The sequence below is a fragment of the Archangium lipolyticum genome (genome assembly GCF_024623785.1).
GTDB classification, from domain to species: Bacteria; Myxococcota; Myxococcia; order Myxococcales; family Myxococcaceae; genus Archangium; species Archangium lipolyticum.
Map to the genome: position 1 here is coordinate 295106 of NZ_JANKBZ010000009.1, position 14489 is coordinate 309594.

General features: G+C 70.2%; 11 protein-coding genes. 5 read left to right on the plus strand and 6 right to left on the minus strand.

Going from position 1 to position 14489, the window contains the following annotated elements:
• Nucleotides 1-11: 11 nt before the first annotated feature.
• Genes NR810_RS21555 through NR810_RS21565 form a run of 3 tightly spaced genes read right to left on the minus strand, consistent with a single transcriptional unit; the run spans nucleotide 12 to nucleotide 3612 of the window.
• Nucleotides 12-1166 carry a glycosyltransferase family 4 protein gene (locus NR810_RS21555; RefSeq protein ID WP_257455081.1) on the minus strand — a complete coding sequence of 385 codons (1155 nt, stop codon included), beginning with the start codon at nucleotides 1164-1166 and terminating at the stop codon, nucleotides 12-14.
• Entirely contained in the window at nucleotides 1163-2353 is a 1191-nt protein-coding gene (locus tag NR810_RS21560) for a glycosyltransferase family 4 protein (protein WP_257455082.1), read from the minus strand. Before NR810_RS21560 ends, NR810_RS21555 begins: the two co-directional genes overlap by 4 nt.
• Nucleotides 2350-3612: a glycosyltransferase family 4 protein gene (locus NR810_RS21565; protein ID WP_306818371.1), complete on the minus strand. Its 1263-nt coding sequence runs from the start codon at nucleotides 3610-3612 to the stop codon at nucleotides 2350-2352. Before NR810_RS21565 ends, NR810_RS21560 begins: the two co-directional genes overlap by 4 nt.
• A 126-nt stretch (nucleotides 3613-3738) precedes the next feature.
• Between NR810_RS21565 and NR810_RS21570 the strand changes: the two genes are divergently transcribed.
• The 3 genes from NR810_RS21570 (at nucleotide 3739) to NR810_RS21580 (ending at nucleotide 7760) form a co-directional block, all read left to right on the plus strand.
• On the plus strand, nucleotides 3739-5286 hold the full coding sequence (locus NR810_RS21570; protein ID WP_257455083.1) for a lipopolysaccharide biosynthesis protein: 1548 nt from the start codon (nucleotides 3739-3741) through the stop codon (nucleotides 5284-5286).
• Entirely contained in the window at nucleotides 5283-6479 is a 1197-nt protein-coding gene (locus NR810_RS21575; RefSeq protein WP_257455084.1) for a glycosyltransferase family 4 protein, read from the plus strand. The genes NR810_RS21570 and NR810_RS21575 overlap by 4 nt, the downstream gene beginning before the upstream one ends.
• A gap of 123 nt (nucleotides 6480-6602) precedes the next feature.
• A complete protein-coding gene (locus NR810_RS21580) occupies nucleotides 6603-7760 on the plus strand; it encodes a polysaccharide pyruvyl transferase family protein (RefSeq protein WP_257455085.1) in 1158 nt (385 codons plus the stop codon).
• On the opposite strand, the gene NR810_RS21585 is transcribed toward NR810_RS21580, so the two are convergent.
• On the minus strand, nucleotides 7730-8935 hold the full coding sequence (locus NR810_RS21585; protein ID WP_257455086.1) for a cytochrome P450: 1206 nt from the start codon (nucleotides 8933-8935) through the stop codon (nucleotides 7730-7732). The two genes, NR810_RS21580 and NR810_RS21585, sit on opposite strands and share 31 nt — an antisense overlap.
• A gap of 63 nt (nucleotides 8936-8998) precedes the next feature.
• Here NR810_RS21585 and NR810_RS21590 point away from each other — a divergent pair, with 63 nt between their 5' ends.
• On the plus strand, nucleotides 8999-9748 hold the full coding sequence (locus NR810_RS21590; RefSeq protein WP_257455088.1) for an AraC family transcriptional regulator: 750 nt from the start codon (nucleotides 8999-9001) through the stop codon (nucleotides 9746-9748).
• Between the two features lie 9 nt (nucleotides 9749-9757).
• Nucleotides 9758-12382 (plus strand): alpha-amylase family glycosyl hydrolase, encoded by a 2625-nt coding sequence (locus NR810_RS21595; RefSeq protein WP_257455089.1) that lies wholly within the window; start codon nucleotides 9758-9760, stop codon nucleotides 12380-12382.
• A gap of 38 nt (nucleotides 12383-12420) precedes the next feature.
• Here the strand turns inward: NR810_RS21595 and NR810_RS21600 are convergent, their stop codons facing one another.
• Both NR810_RS21600 and NR810_RS21605 read right to left on the minus strand, forming a co-directional pair.
• Nucleotides 12421-13128: a 2OG-Fe(II) oxygenase gene (locus tag NR810_RS21600; protein WP_257455090.1), complete on the minus strand. Its 708-nt coding sequence runs from the start codon at nucleotides 13126-13128 to the stop codon at nucleotides 12421-12423.
• Nucleotides 13129-13226: 98 nt separating this feature from the next.
• A complete protein-coding gene (locus NR810_RS21605; RefSeq protein WP_257455091.1) occupies nucleotides 13227-14396 on the minus strand; it encodes a S8 family peptidase in 1170 nt (389 codons plus the stop codon).
• Nucleotides 14397-14489 lie beyond the last annotated feature (93 nt).

Below are 14489 nucleotides of genomic sequence, written 5' to 3' on the forward strand. Positions count from 1 at the left end.
CGGGAGGGGGCTCAGCGCCCGGCGAGCCGGCGGTACGTGTCCAGGATGATGCGCGCGTGGTTCGTCCACGAGTAGCCGCGCCCGCGCTCGATGCGCCGGCTCCGGGCCGCATCGGATTCCGGTGCGCTCAAGACGCCGTGTACCGCCTCCGTCCACGCCACGGTGTTACCCACCGCTGCGTAGTTGGCGGCATCCCCGCCTACCTCGCGCAGCACCGGGATGTCGCTCGCCACCACGGGCGTGCCGCAGGCCAGCGCCTCGATGACGGGCAGCCCGAAACCCTCGGACTCGCTCGTCACCAGCACCGCCTTCGCCTTCCGGTACAGCCCCGCCAGCGTCGCCCGGTCGAGCTTCGCGGGCTGTAGCAGCGCGTCGCCAATGCCGAGCCTCGCCACCTGGGCCAGCTGGGCCTCGTTCAGCGCCGCGCCCTGCTGCACCAGCCGCAGGTCCGGATGTTGGCGGCGCATCGCGGCGAATACCTCGAAGAGCACGTCCAGGCGCTTGCGCGGAATCCCGCTGCCCACGTGCAGCACGTAGGGCCGTCCACCCAGGGGGCGCAGCACCTCGTCGCTCGTGTCTCCCGGCACCGGCTCGGGTCCGTACTCCTCCGAGACTCCCAGGGGTGCATGCACCAGCCGCTCGGCGGGCACCACTCCGTGGCGCAGCAGCTCCTCTCGCACCGCGCCCGTGCTGTGGAACACCACGGCCGCACGTTGCAGTCCCTTCAGCGTGGTCCAGGCCATCGCCTTGAACCAGGCCGGCCTCCGCTCCTTATAGGGCTCGAGGATGCTGCGGAAGGCATCCAGGTCATGGCAGTACACGCCCGCGCGGCCGGGCGGGAGCGTGTGCACGAGCTGCGCATACGTGTGGTCCACCACGTGCCAGGCGTCCTGCCCGCGTCTGCCCAGGGCCGTCCGGGCCGGGTACGCGAGGAAGCGCGTGAGCACCCGGTCCACGTTGAGCGCCTCGCGCCTGTCCCGCAGCACCGGCAGCTTGCGCGCCAGGGGCAACAGCTTCGGGCGCATCGACGTCACGTACACCGCTTCGGCCAGCGGACCGTGGAACTGCTGGTGCAGCGCCTCGCCCGCGAGGTCCATGCTCGGCCAGCCCTCCTCGAGCGGGTCCATCAGCAACGCCAGACGCAGGGGGCTCTCGGTGCGGCTCATGTGTCCTCCACCACGCGCGCGGGCGCTCGGTCCAGCAGCACCTCCAGCGTATGTGTGAGTGAGAAATTCTCCGTATAGAAATCGGCGCCACGCTGGCCCAGGGCGGACCATGTGTCCGGCGCGGACAGCAGGGCCTCGGCCGTCTCCCGCACCGAGACGCTCGAGGCCTCGGGGGCCAGCGCGAGCGCGCCAGAGCCATGCCACAGGGGCTCGGTGGCGGAGCCGGCGTTGGACACCAGCGGCACGCCCAGCCCCAGCCCCGCCATGGCGCTGCTGCGGCGCGTGCTCAGCCCATCGGGGAAGGGCTGCAGGAGCACGTCGCAGGCCTTCAGCGTGGCGGCCAGCTCGTCCCCGGGCAGCCCTCCCAGCGCGCGCACGCGTCCGGCGAGCTCCGGGTGGCGCCCGGTGAGTTGCTCCGCGAAGCGCGTGCTTCCCCGGCCCGTCAGCACCGCCAGCCGGCGTGAGTCCCGCCGCAGCAGCCCGGGCAGTGTCTCCTCCAGCATCGTCACGAGGGGCTCACCGTACGTCCCCAGGTGGCCGAGCAGCACGGTGTCCGGGCTCGTGCGCAGCGAGGCCCGGGCGCTCTCCACCCTGTCCGGGGACGGCCGCGTGGAGAGGTTGCTCGGCACGGGCAGCCATTCGATGGGCGCCCGGCGCGGTGGCCGGGGCAGGCGCTCCTTCCACCACGGCGTGGAGACGAAGAGCCGGTCCGTCCGGGCCATCACGAGCGCCGCCATCACCCGCGTGACGGCGCCCAGCACGTTGTGGCGCCACGGCCGGTCCCAACCCCAGGGGAAGGTGACCTCGTGGAAGAACGTCCACATCTCGTCTCCCCTGCGCCTCGCGAGCCACAGCGCGAAGGGGACGTTCATCGCCCGGTAACCAAAGGCGTGGGGCACGTACTGCACCAGCAGCCGCTTCGGGCCGGGAAGCCTCTCCAGCTCGCGCTCCATCCGCAGCAGGCCTCGCGGGCCGAAGCCCTCGGGGAGCCGGTGCACGGTGACGCCCTCGGGGGGCGGGGTGTCCTGGCGCTCGCCCGGAGCCCAGACGTGGACGGCGCAGCCTTCGCGCGCGAGCCCCTCGGACACCTGCCACGTGTGGTCGCTCACCCCGCCGGGTTGGGGCGGGTACTCGCCGGTGAGGAGGTGCCAGGAGACGCCGAGCCCGTCCTCGCGCTGCCCGCTCATCCCCGCCCTCCCAGCACCCGCGTGTAGACGTCCCGCACCTGCGAGGCATAGCGCTCACGGGTGAAGCGCGCGAGCACCGAGCGGCGGGCCTCCTCGGCCAGTCGCGCGCGCAGCTCCGGCTCCCGGACGAGCCGTGCCATCGCCTCCGTGAGTCCCTCCACGTCCCCGGGCGAGAAGGCCAGCGCGTCATTCCCGGGCCGGACGAGCTCCGCGGCCCCTCCCGCGGCGGAGACCACCACCGCCCGGGCGCAGGACATGGCCTCGACGATGGTCATCCCGAACGGCTCCGGCCGGGTGCTGGCGTGCACCACGCCGTCGAGCGCCCGGTAGATGGTGGAGGGCTCGGCCTGGAAGGGGATGAGGCCCACGTGGCCCTCCAGGCCCAGCGCGTGCGCGGTGGCGCGCAGCTCCGCCTCGGAGTACTGCGAGCCGGGCGTGCGGTACACGGGGCTGCCCACCACGTAGAAGCGCACCGCGTGCGTGGGGAGCCGGGCCCGCAGCCGCGCCGCGGCCTGGAGGAACACCTCCTGGCCCTTCCATCGCGCGTACGTGGCCACCAGCCCGAGCCGCACCGTGCCCTCGGGCGCCGGGGGCAGGCCCGCGAGCGTGTCGAGTCTCGCGCCCTCGGCGGGGCCGGGCGCGAAGCGCTCCGTGTCCACGCCGTTGTGCACCGGGTACACCGGGACGCGGCCGAGCACGTGCCGGGCGTCCTCCGCCACCGCCGCCGAGTTGGCGATGGCCGCCGCCGCGCGCACCCCGGCCACCCGCAGCACCCGCCGCAGCAGGGGCCGCTCACCGAGGAAGTCATGGATGTGCCACACCACCGGGGCTCCGGGGGCGCAGAGCGCGGCGAGCAGGTGCGTCTTCAGGCCGTTGGAGTGGATGAGGGTGGGGCGGAAGTTCCGCAGCGCGCGCTGAAGGGACAACAGGTGGCCCGCGGCGGCCGGGGTGGCCCGGGCCAGGGAGGCGCCGAAGCGCAGGACGCGGTCCGCTCCCGCCCCCCGGAGCTGCGAATCACCGAGCGTGGCGAGCTCGGAAGGCAGGGGCAGGGCGAGCGTCTCCACGCCGAGCGCCCGTGCCTGCTCCGTCAACGGCCCCTCCGCTCCGGCGATGAGCCCGAGCCAGGGGCCGTCGGACGCACGGCGCAGACAATCCAGCAGGTCCAGGAGCGTCCGCTCCGCACCGCCCACCACCCCCACGGGACTCAGGAAGAGCAACCGCACCGGGCGGACGCCACCAGAGGTGGAGCGGTAGGTCAAGGCGCGGATGCGCCCATCTTGAAGGGACGGAGGGCTCGGTTGACTGCCGGGCGCTCGGGGGTCCCCGCCGACCCTGACATGTCTCGACCGTTCCCGAGTGGGGTGGTGGCAGTATAGGAGGCGCTCATGAGTCGAACGCGCCGGTACCTTCGTGGAATGGGGGTGGGTTACGCCCACCAGTTGCTGTCCATGGGGGTGGGGCTCTACCTGACCCGGTTCCTGCTCGAGCGCCTGGGCTCGGAGCAGTACGGCCTCTGGATCGTCGGCATGCAGCTGCTGGGCTGGCTGCTGCTGCTGGACGTCGGGGTGGTGGCGCTGGTGCCCCGGGAGATCGCCATCTCCACCGGCCGCGCGGACGACCCGGAGGCCACCTCGCGGCTGGTGGGCTTCTCCGTGCGGTTGGCGCTGATGCAGACGGTGCTCGTCGGAGTGGCGGCGCTCGTCCTGTGGTGGCTGTTGCCCTCCGACTGGGACGCGCTGCGTCCGGCGTTGGGGCCCACGCTGCTCGCCTTCGTGCTCCAGTACCCGTTGCGCCTGCTGCCGGCGCTGTTGGAGGGCTTGCAGGACCTGGCCTGGCAGTCGGGCGCACAGATGGTGGCCTTTCTCCTGGGCAATGCCACCACCGTGGGACTGGTGCTGTCGGGCCAGGGGCTGGTGGCGCTCGCCTGGGGGTGGATCGTCCAGCAGGGAGTGGTGGCCATGCTGGCCGGCTGGCGCCTGTGGCGGAACCACCGGCACCTGCTGCCCCGGGGGCTGCCCGCGCTCGCCTGGCCCGAGGTGCTCCACTGGCTGCGCCGGGGCGCGTGGATCAGCGTCGACAAGCTGGCCACCCTGCTGGTGAGTGGCACGGACCTGCTGCTGGTGGGCAAGCTGCTGGGGCCCGAGGCCACCGTCGCCTACGCGTGCACGGGCAAGGCGGTGAGCATCCTCATCCACCAGCCGCGCATGCTCGTGAACACGGCGCTGCCTGGCCTGAGCCAGATGCGCACCGGGGAGTCTCGCGAGCGCCTGCTGCATGTCACCACCGGTCTCACCCAGGCCACACTGCTCGTCAGCGGGCTGCTCGCCACGGGGGTGGTGGCCGCCAACGGGGCCTTCGTGGGCTGGTGGGTGGGCGCGGACAAGCACCTGGGGCTCGCCGTCACGGTGCTGTTCGCCCTCAACATGACGCTGCGCCACCTGGCCAACGCCACCGCGCTGGCCACGTTCTGCTTCGGGGACGAGCGCCGCATCGCGCTCACCACGCTCGTGGATGGCTCGCTGGCCTTCGTGCTGGGCGCGGTGGGCCTGAAGCTCTTCGGCTACATCGGCGCGCCGCTCGGCACGCTCGCGGGCCTGGTGCTTGTGAGCATCCCCGGCCACCTGCGCGCGCTGGCGCGCCACTCCGGCACCTCGGTGGGGCAGCTCCTGTTGCCGCTCGCGCCCTGGGGCCTGCGTACCGGAATCCTGATGGTGCTCGGCGCCGCGGCGGCCCTCGCCTGGTCGCCCGGCCATTTCGCGGGCCTGTTCACGCTCTCCGCCGCCGCCGCGCTGCTGTACCTGCTCGTGGTGGGCCCCGTGGCCTTCCGCGGGCCGCTGGAGTCCTACGTGCGGCCCCGGTGGAACGCGGTGCTCGCGCGCATGCCGGCGCGTTGGGCGGCTCGCGCGGGCTCCAAGCCCTCGGGAACGCCATGAGCCACGGTCCGCGCATCCTCCTCGTCACGAGACACCGCGCCGTGGTGGGAGGCGTCGAGACGCACCTGCGCACGCTGCTGCCGCTCCTCCAATCCCGTGGCTTCTCCCCCGCGCTCCTCTTCGAGCACGACGCCGCCCCGGGCCAGGCGCGCATCGACGAGGGGCTTGGCATTCCCGTGTGGGGCCTCGACGCGCTCGGACGCAAGGGAGTGCTCGACGCCGTGGCGGCGTGGAGGCCCGCGCGCGTGTACCAGCACGGCGTGCAGGACCTGGAGCTGGAGGAGGCGCTGCTGGAGCGCTACCCGGCGCTGCTCTTCCTCCACGCCTACTACGGCACGTGCATCAGCGGGATGAAGCGCCATGCCTTTCCGCGGCCCGTGCCGTGCCAGCGCGTGCTCGGCCCCGCGTGTCTCGTGCACTACCTCCCGCGCCGCTGCGGCGGGCGCAGCCCCCTCACCGCGGTGCGGGAGTACCACTACCAGCAGCGCCGCCTCGCCCTGGCCCGGCGCTATGGCACCGTGCTGGTGGGCAGCCGGGCCATGCGTGAGGAGTACCTCCGGCACGGGCTCTCCGAATCCCAGGTGGTGCTCCTGACGCTCTTCGGCGACAGCCTGCCGGACCCGGAGCCTCCCGCGCCCCGGCCCTTCTCCGGACAGGTATTGATGGTGGGGCGGCTCACGGAGCTGAAGGGTGGGGTGGAGCTGGTGCGGGCCCTGCCCCGGGCCCGTGCGGCGCTGGGGCGCGAGCTGGAGCTGGTGGTGGCGGGAGACGGGCCGGAGCTTCCGCGCATGCGAGCGGAGGCGGAGTCCCGGCGCGTGCCGGTGCGCTTCACGGGTTGGGTGGACCGGGCCGAGCGGGAGCGGCTGATGCGTCAGGCGGACCTGCTCGCGGTGCCCAGCGTCTGGCCCGAGCCCTTCGGAGTCGTGGGAGCGGAGGCGGGCGGGGTGGGGCTGCCCTCGGTGGCCTTCGCGGTGGGCGGCATTCCGGACTGGTGCGAGCCGGGTGTGTCCGGTGAGCTCGCCCCGGGTGACCCTCCCACGCCCGAGGGACTCGCCGACGCCCTCGTCCGGGCGCTCGCCGATGCGGACCACCATGCCCGGCTGCGAGAGGGCGCATGGCGCATGTCCCGGCATTTCAGCACCGGCACCCACCTGGACGCGCTGTGTGCGCTTCTCGGTGCGCCCGCGCGGTGACGGACGGCTGTGTCGGCTGCTGAAACTCTCCGGCGCCGATTCCGTTCTCCAGTGAAGGAGTCCAGGGGACGCGGGTGCTCGGGATGAGCGCTTCGTCAGGTGGGTGCACAGGCTTTTTGTCGGATGCATGCCCTCCTCGCCGCCATCCACCGCAATCTCCTCGTTGCCCGGGAGCGGCTCTGCTTGTTGAGGGAGGGGGGGCCGCGGGTGGCGTACGCGGGCGGCCAGGGGTGGCGGAATCTCGGAGATGATGTCCTCTTCGAGGCCGCGCAGCGGGTGCTCGGGGGCGTCCGCCTCGTGTCCTTCCGCTACCCTCGGCAAGAGGAGCGCTTCGCCCGCCTGGGCCTCTCCGGCCGGTCCTACTTCCAACTGTTCATCCTGGGTGGAGGGACGTTCATCAACCCCTACGGGCTTGGCACGGTGCGCGCGGCCCTCCGGCAGGGACTGCCCGCGTGGACGCTGGGCACCGGGGTGGGCAGCGCCGGCTTCAACATGAGCCGGAGGCCGGAGCTGGCGGAGTGGCGAGCCCTGCTGCGGGACTTCCATGCGGTGGGGGTCCGGGGACCCTGCTCCAAGGCCCTGCTCGAGGACCTGGGCGTCTCCCAGGCGGAGGTGATCGGCGATCTGGCGCTGGTGCTGGCGCGCGAGGCGCCGATGCGGCCCCTGGAGCCGCGCCGGTTCGCCGTCAATCTGGTCCTCCCTCCGCGGCAGGAGCGAGAGGGCTTCTCCTACGAGCGGCTGGAGGGATTGGAGCGCGCCATCCGTCACTTCATGGACCAGGAGTGGGAGCCCCTCTTCGTGGCCATGCACGAGCATGATGTCGAGTCGCTGCACCGCCTGAAGACCGCGGTGGGCAGGGCGGAGGATCCCACGCACAGCCCGCGGACCGCCGAGGAGTACATGGAGCTCGTCGGCCCGTGCACGCTGACGCTCGCCACGCGCCTGCATGCCGCCGTGCTCTCGTGTTGTGCCGGCACACCGGCCCTCTCGCTGGGCTACCGGGAGAAGTGCCTCGACTTCATGTCCTCGTTGGGACTGGAGGCGTGGCACGTGGACCTGTCGGTTCCCGAGGAGGACATCTTCGAGCGGGCCGTGGCGCTGGCCGAAGTGGCCGACCACCTTCGTGCCCCCATCCTGGCGCGAGCCCAGGCGCGGAAACGGCGCCTCCATGCCTATGCACGGAGCCTGCTGGCGAGTGCCTCTGGCTGTGAGTTCCTCGAGGTCGGGGGACGCTCGGCCGAGGAGGCGCGTCATGACAGCTGGGACCGTACGGGGACGTAGTCCCGCCTGACGGGCTCGAAGCGGATGGGCAGGCGGGCCGGGCCGTGTACGTGGATGGCCTCGCGCGGCTCCCACGGTGCGTCACTCGCGAGCTCGAAATCCTTCACCCGCTCCAGGAAGGCGGGGAGGGCGATCCGGGCCTCCAGGCGGGAGAGTGGTGCTCCGATGCAGAAGTGGATGCCGTGCCCGAAGGCGATGTGCGGGTTGGGATCTCGCGTGATGTCGAACCGGTGCGCGTCGTGGAACTTCCGAGGGTCCCGGTTCGCCGAGCCAATCATGGGCATCACCATCTTCCCGGCGGGAATCACCTGGCCATGCAACTGGACGTCGTGCCTCGTCACGCGCCACATCGCCTGGACGGGCGAGCGGTAGCGCAGGACCTCCTCGATGGCCGAGGGCAGGAGGTCTGGCGCCGCTCCCAGGCGGGCGCGTTGGTCCGGGTTCTCGATGAGGCAGAGGATCGCGTTGCTGATGAGGTTCGTGGTCGTCTCGTGGCCCGCCACGAGGAGGAGCTGGAAGAATCCCAGCAATTCCTCCTCCGTCAGCCGCTCGCCATCCACCTCGGCCTCGACGAGCCGGGTCAGGAGGTCGTCTCCTGGCTCCGCCCTCCGTTGCTCGAGCAAACCCCGAAGATAGACCTTCATCTCATCCGTCACGGCCCTGAACGCACCCTGGACCCGGGCTGCCTCCTCGCCACCCGAGGTGGTGTGGCTGAGGGCCAGGATGACATCGCTCCAGCGCCTGAACCGAGGCTGGTCGTCTATCGGGGCTCCGAGCATCTCCGCGATCACCATCAGCGGAAGGGGAACGGAGAAGTCCGCGACCAGGTCCATTTCACCGCGCTCGAGCACCGGGGCCAGGAGTGCGTGCGACAACTCCCGGATGCGGGGCTCGAGGCTCGCCACGGCCCGTGAGGTAAAGGCCCGCATGATGAGGGCGCGCAGCTTCGTGTGGCGCGGCGGGTCGGAGAAGATGAGCCATTGAGAGGTCTGGGTGGTCGGCGGTGCCAGGATGGAGCTGAACGCCTCGTGGTCATTGAGCACGCGTTTCACGCCCTCGTAATCGAAGAGCATCCATGAATCGGAGCGTGGCTCGTGGAGCAGGGGAGAGCGGCTTCGGAGCTGGTCGTACTCGGGATAGGGATTGCGGCGCGTCTCGTCGGAAAGAAAGTTCATCACTGCTCATGACCTCCAGGACCTCGAGTCACGGACATGGAGAGACGGTACAGTCACGGGCTCATGGACCGCTTGAACGAATCGCGGATCGGTGCCGTGCTCACGGACACGTTCGCGGTACGCGCCTCGATGGGGACGGCTTCATCTCTTCACGCTCAGCACGGCGTGGGGATCCTCGTCGGACTGGACAGCGACGTGACGGTGACCGGGCCAGACGGCGCGCGGGTGAGTGGACGCGTGGTCGTGGTGCCTCCCCATCTGCCGCACGCCGCCTCCTGTCCCGGGCCCACCCTCGGGTTCCTCTACGACCCGGAGCGGGCCTCACACGTCGCGGGCTATTCGCGCCTGCGTGGAGGAGCCTTCCCTCTCGAAGGCCGCCTCGCTGCGCGTTTCGGAGCGGCCCTGGCCGCGCACCGCGCCTCCCTGTCCCACCCCGAGAGCCTCGACGGTCTCGCGCGCGAGTACGCGGCCTGGCTGGCGAAGGAGTCACCCCGCCGCGAGCCTGACGGACGTGTTGCCCGTGTCCTCGAGGTCTTGCGCGATCCGGAAGCCGACCGGCGTCCCGTCGTCGAGCGCATCGGCATCTCCCAGGCGCACCTGCAGGCGCTGTTCGTCCGCGACGTGGGGCTGCCCATCCGCACCTTCCAACTCTGGCACCGGCTCCTCGTCGCGGTGGCGGCATCCGCTCGGCTCGATGCGACGAACGCGGCCCACTTCGCGGGGTTCGCCGACCTCGCGCACTTCTCGCGGACCTGCCGCCGCATGCTCGGCTACACCCCGACCGCGCTGCGCAGCGGGCTCCTCGCTGTGTAATCTCGGGGCATGCGTCCCATCTCCTCGAAGTTCCTGGCACTGGTATGGGGTGTCGCCTCCCTCCTGGGCTGCAAAGCCCACGAGGAGCCGCCACCTCCACCGCCTCCCGCGGATCCGCTCCACGTCCCTTCTCCGGACTGGAGGGACCAGATCCTCTACTTCGTCATGACCGACCGGTTCGCCAATGGCGACCCGGGCAATGACAACCAGGGAGCGGGCGAGTTCGACCCGGCCAATGGAGCGAAGTACAGCGGCGGGGACCTGAAGGGAGTCCTCGACCGGCTCGACTACATCCAGGGACTGGGCGCCACGGCCATCTGGATCACCCCGCCCGTGGCCAACCAATGGTGGGATCCGCTCGTCAACTACGGCGGCTATCACGGCTACTGGGCACGGAACTTCACCCAGGTGGATCCCCACCTGGGCACGCTGGAGGACTACCAGCGCCTGTCCCGAGGCCTTCACGCGCGCGGCATGTACCTGGTGCAGGACATCGTCCTCAACCACATGGCCAACTGCTTCCGTTACACGCGCTACGACCCCTCGGACGTGACAGCCAACGTGGTGCTCAACACCGGAGCCAGGCCGGCCTGTGGCCCCACCCAGGCGCCGTTCGACCAGTGGGATCCCACCAACGCCGCGCACCGTCAGGCCAACATCTTCCACTGGACGCCCACCATCGCGGACTACGGCAACCGCGAGCAGGAGGCGAACTGGCAGCTCTCCGATCTGGACGACCTGAACACGGACAACCCGGCGGTCGTCGCGGCCCTCAAGGACAGCTACAACTTCTGGATCCGCGAGGTGGGCGTGGATGGCTTCCGCGTGGACACCGTCTTCTACGTGCCCTCGTCCACCTTCAAGGACTTCCTCTACTCCCAGGACAAGGAGCATCCGGGCGTCCTCGAGCACGCGCGGAGTCTGGGCAAGGAGGGCTTCCTCGCGTTCGGAGAGGGTTTCGCCGTCGACAAGCCCTTCGATGACGCCGCGTCCAGGAAGGTGGCCTCGTACATGAAGGACCCGGCCACCGGTGAGGACCTGCTGCCGGGCATGCTCGACTTCCCGCTGTACGGCACGGTGGGGGATGTCTTCGCCCGGGGACGCCCCACGTCGCAGCTGGCGTACCGGATGTCGCGCTCGCGCGAGCTGTTCGCGCGGCCGCACCTGATGCCCACGTTCCTGGACAATCACGACGTGGACCGCTTCCTGGCGGGAGGCTCGGAGGCCGCGCTGCGCCAGTCGCTGCTGTTCATGATGACGGTGCCCGGCATTCCGGTCCTCTACTACGGCACGGAGCAGGGCTTCACCGAGCAGCGCGGCGCCATGTTCCAGGGCGGCTTCGGGTCGGGCGGGAAGGACCGCTTCGATACCTCCGCGCCGCTGTACGGCCTCATCCGGGAGCTGACGTCCCTGCGCAAGTCCCAGGCCGTCTTCCGCCGGGGCACGCCCACCGTGCTGCGGCAGAACGACGCCCGTGGCGGAGTGTTCGCGTACAAGATGGAGGGTGAGGGGCAGGTGGCCTTCGTCGTCTTCAACACCTCGGACGAGGAGACGCTGCTGGACAACCTGGGGACGGGACTGGCCGATGGCAGCGAGCTGAAGCTGCTCGCGAGCCTGGGGCCCGCGGCCGGGGACGCCGCCGTGGGACGTGGTGGGAAGCTCTCCCTGAAGCTGCCCGCGCGCGCGGCCCGGGTCTTCATGCCCACCGGCAAGGTGACGCCGCCGCCCGCGGAGACCGCCCGCATCACCCTGGCCGCGGCCAGCGGCGACACGGTGAGCGGAGACTTCGACCTGTCCGGCACCGCCACGGGTGTGTCCACCTTCAAGGTGGTGGTGGATGGAGCGCTGGGCTCGGCGAGCACGGTCACGGTCGGGAATGACGGCACCTGGCGGACCACGGTCAGCGTCGCCGGCATGGTGGACCCCGGCATCCAGCACTCCCTGGTGGCCTGGGCCGAGGACGCCCAGGTCTTCTCCGAGACGCGCACCTTCCGCGTCGACCGTTCCTTCTCGCCCCTGCTCACCCACGAGGATCCGGCGGGTGACGACACCGGCCCGGGGGGCAACTACCACTACCCCACCGACTCCTCCTGGGGAGAGAACCACCAGGGAGATCTGCGCCGCGTCACCCTCCTGGGCTCCGGCAATGTCTTGAAGATCGCCCTCCAGACGAACCGTGTCACCACCATCTGGAATCCGCAGAACGGCTTCGACCACGTGGCCTTCACCGTCTTCGTCGACGTTCCCGGGCGCACGGGCATCACCGTGATGCCACAGCAGAACGCCTCCGTGCCCGCGGGGATGGAGTGGGATTACCGCGTCCGTGTCCACGGCTGGTCCAACGCCCTGTTCGACACGCGTGGCGCCTCGGCCTCTTCAGACGGCACCCCGGTCTCTCCCGCCGCCGCCATCGAGGTGGACATGGCCGGGAACACCGTCACCCTCACGCTGGCGGGAGAGCTGTTCGGTGGCCTGACGAGCGTCAAGGGGGTGAAGGTGTACGTCACCACCTGGGACTACGACGGAGGCTACCGGCCGCTGGTCCCCACCGCCGAACAGTGGAAGTTCTGGGGCGGCGATGGGGCCACGGACCCGCTGGTGCTGGACGACACGCCCGTGCTCGTCATTCCCTGAGCACGGGCGCGGCGCTCAAGGTTCGGGGCGCGCGGAGCTCACGCCGGAGGGGCGCCGCCGTACAGCGTCTCGGCGCGGTGGAACAGCACCCAGGACGTGATGATGTATTTGTCACCGGACCGCGGCACGTTGCCCCGGTGGGTGTGTGTGAAGCCCGCGGGGAAGATGATCATCCGGCCGGCTTTCGATTGGACCTTTTTCTCCTGGTAGAAGAATTCGGTCTCGCCGCCCTCGCTCACGTCGTTCAAATAGAATTGGAACGCGAGGACGCGGTGCAGGGGCTCGCAGCTGGCGTCCTTGGGAAATATCTCCGAGTGCCAGTGCGGATAGCCGCCGGAGCCCTGGAGGTACTTCTGCACCTGGAGGTTGCCATAGCGGTAGAGGGTGCCGATGAGCTGGTCGAGGGCCGGGCCCTGCAACTGGGAGAAGTTCTCCCGGGTGATCGTCATCAGCTGGCCCGTCTGGGGGTGCTTCATCGACAGCGAGACGGCGCCGACCAGGGCGTACAGGTACTTGCTCAGGTAGCTCCTGAGCGGAGGGAAGGCGCGGTCCAGCAGGAGTCGGAGCAGCACCTGGTATTCGGGGTGGGCGTTGAGCAGGAGGTCGTAGCTGTCCTTCTTGCTCAGGTCGACGCCGCCTCCGGTCTTGCCCCGGTACTTGTGGGGGCTCTGTTCGAAGAGCTGGATGATGTCCTGACACAGCCCGGGGGGAAGGACGTCGTCGTGGACTTCGATGAAATCGGTCATGGCGTTGGCCTCCCAGTCTACCCGCAACGCAATGCACACCGGGGACCGTGGCGTGAGACCACGGCCCCCAGTGGGCTCATCCGTGCTTCAGCCGTGTCTTACAGCGAGCCCTTGTAGAGCAGCTTGTTGGGCGTGCCCGAGGGGTTGCTGGTGACGGCGTTGTTGGTGGCGTTGTTCTTCAGCCACGCGTCGATGGTGGCCTGGGAGGCATCGCCGTAGGTGGCCTTGTAGAGCGCGGCCACGCCGGCCACGTGCGGAGAGGCCATGGAGGTGCCGCTGATGGTGTTGGTGCTGCCATTGGACCAGGTCGAGGTGATGCTGGAGCCCGGGGCGTAGATGTCCACGCAGCTGCCGTAGTTGGAGTACGAGGCGCGGGCGGTGGTCTTGGTGGTGGCGGCCACCGTGGTGACGACAGGCGCGCTGGCCGGCGAGTAGTTGCAGGCATTGGCGTTGTCATTGCCCGCGGCGACGGCGACGAATACGCCGGCGTTGGCCAGGTTGGTCACCGCCGTGTTGACGGTGGCGGAGTAGCCACCGCCCAGGCTCATGTTGGCCACGGCCGGCTTGATGTGGTTGGTGCGCACGTGGTCGATGCCGGCGATGACGCCCGAGTTGGTGCCGGAGCCGTTGCAGTCCAGAACGCGGACGCCGTGCAGGGAGACGCCCTTGGCAACGCCGTAGGTGGAGCTGCCCACCGTGCCGGCCACGTGGGTGCCGTGACCGTTGCAGTCCTGGCCGTTGCCGCCGAACGCGTCATACACGTTGTTGGCGCGGCCACCGAAGTTCGAGTGGGTCGTCAGGATGCCCGTGTCGATGATGTACGCGTGCACGCCGGCACCCGTGCTGGTGTACGTGTAGGTGCTGTTGAGCGTGCTGGAGCTCTGGTCGATGCGGTCCAGGCCCCACGTGGCGCCGCTCTGGCTGGCGCTCGACGAGGCGAACTGGTCCTCCTCGACATACTCGACGTTGGGGTTGCGGCGCAGGGCGCGCAGCTGCGTCTCGTTCAGCGTCACCGAGAAGCCGTTGACGGCCTGCGAGTACACCAGGTTCGGCGACACGCCCAGGATGGCCGCCACGGAGCGCGCCTCCGCACCGTCCTTCAGCTTCACGATGTAGTCACCATCGACGCGCAGGCCCGGCGCGGCCTGGTGCAGCGGCGCCACGCTCTGGCCGAGCTCATCGTCGGCCGCCATGTCCATCTCGTTGCCACCGCAGGCCGCCAGGGACAGCACGGAACCAAGGAACAGCACATTACGCATCGCGCGCATGGAGTCTTCCTTCCGTTGACTGCTGATTGATGTGGGGGGGTGTTCGCTTCACCGTGAGTGAAGCGGATGGAACCCTATATCAACAGCAACTAT

Bases quoted from the DNA above. Each gene is read 5' to 3' on its own strand.
- NR810_RS21570 (WP_257455083.1), top strand. From the start codon at position 3,739: ATGAGTCGAACGCGCCGGTACCTTCGTGGAATGGGGGTGGGTTACGCC.
- NR810_RS21575 (WP_257455084.1), top strand. From the start codon at position 5,283: ATGAGCCACGGTCCGCGCATCCTCCTCGTCACGAGACACCGCGCCGTG.
- NR810_RS21555 (WP_257455081.1), bottom strand. From the start codon at position 1,166: ATGAGCCGCACCGAGAGCCCCCTGCGTCTGGCGTTGCTGATGGACCCG.
- NR810_RS21560 (WP_257455082.1), bottom strand. From the start codon at position 2,353: ATGAGCGGGCAGCGCGAGGACGGGCTCGGCGTCTCCTGGCACCTCCTC.
- NR810_RS21600 (WP_257455090.1), bottom strand. From the start codon at position 13,128: ATGACCGATTTCATCGAAGTCCACGACGACGTCCTTCCCCCCGGGCTG.
- NR810_RS21590 (WP_257455088.1), top strand. From the start codon at position 8,999: ATGGACCGCTTGAACGAATCGCGGATCGGTGCCGTGCTCACGGACACG.
- NR810_RS21585 (WP_257455086.1), bottom strand. From the start codon at position 8,935: ATGAACTTTCTTTCCGACGAGACGCGCCGCAATCCCTATCCCGAGTAC.
- NR810_RS21605 (WP_257455091.1), bottom strand. From the start codon at position 14,396: ATGCGCGCGATGCGTAATGTGCTGTTCCTTGGTTCCGTGCTGTCCCTG.
- NR810_RS21595 (WP_257455089.1), top strand. From the start codon at position 9,758: ATGCGTCCCATCTCCTCGAAGTTCCTGGCACTGGTATGGGGTGTCGCC.
- NR810_RS21580 (WP_257455085.1), top strand. From the start codon at position 6,603: ATGCATGCCCTCCTCGCCGCCATCCACCGCAATCTCCTCGTTGCCCGG.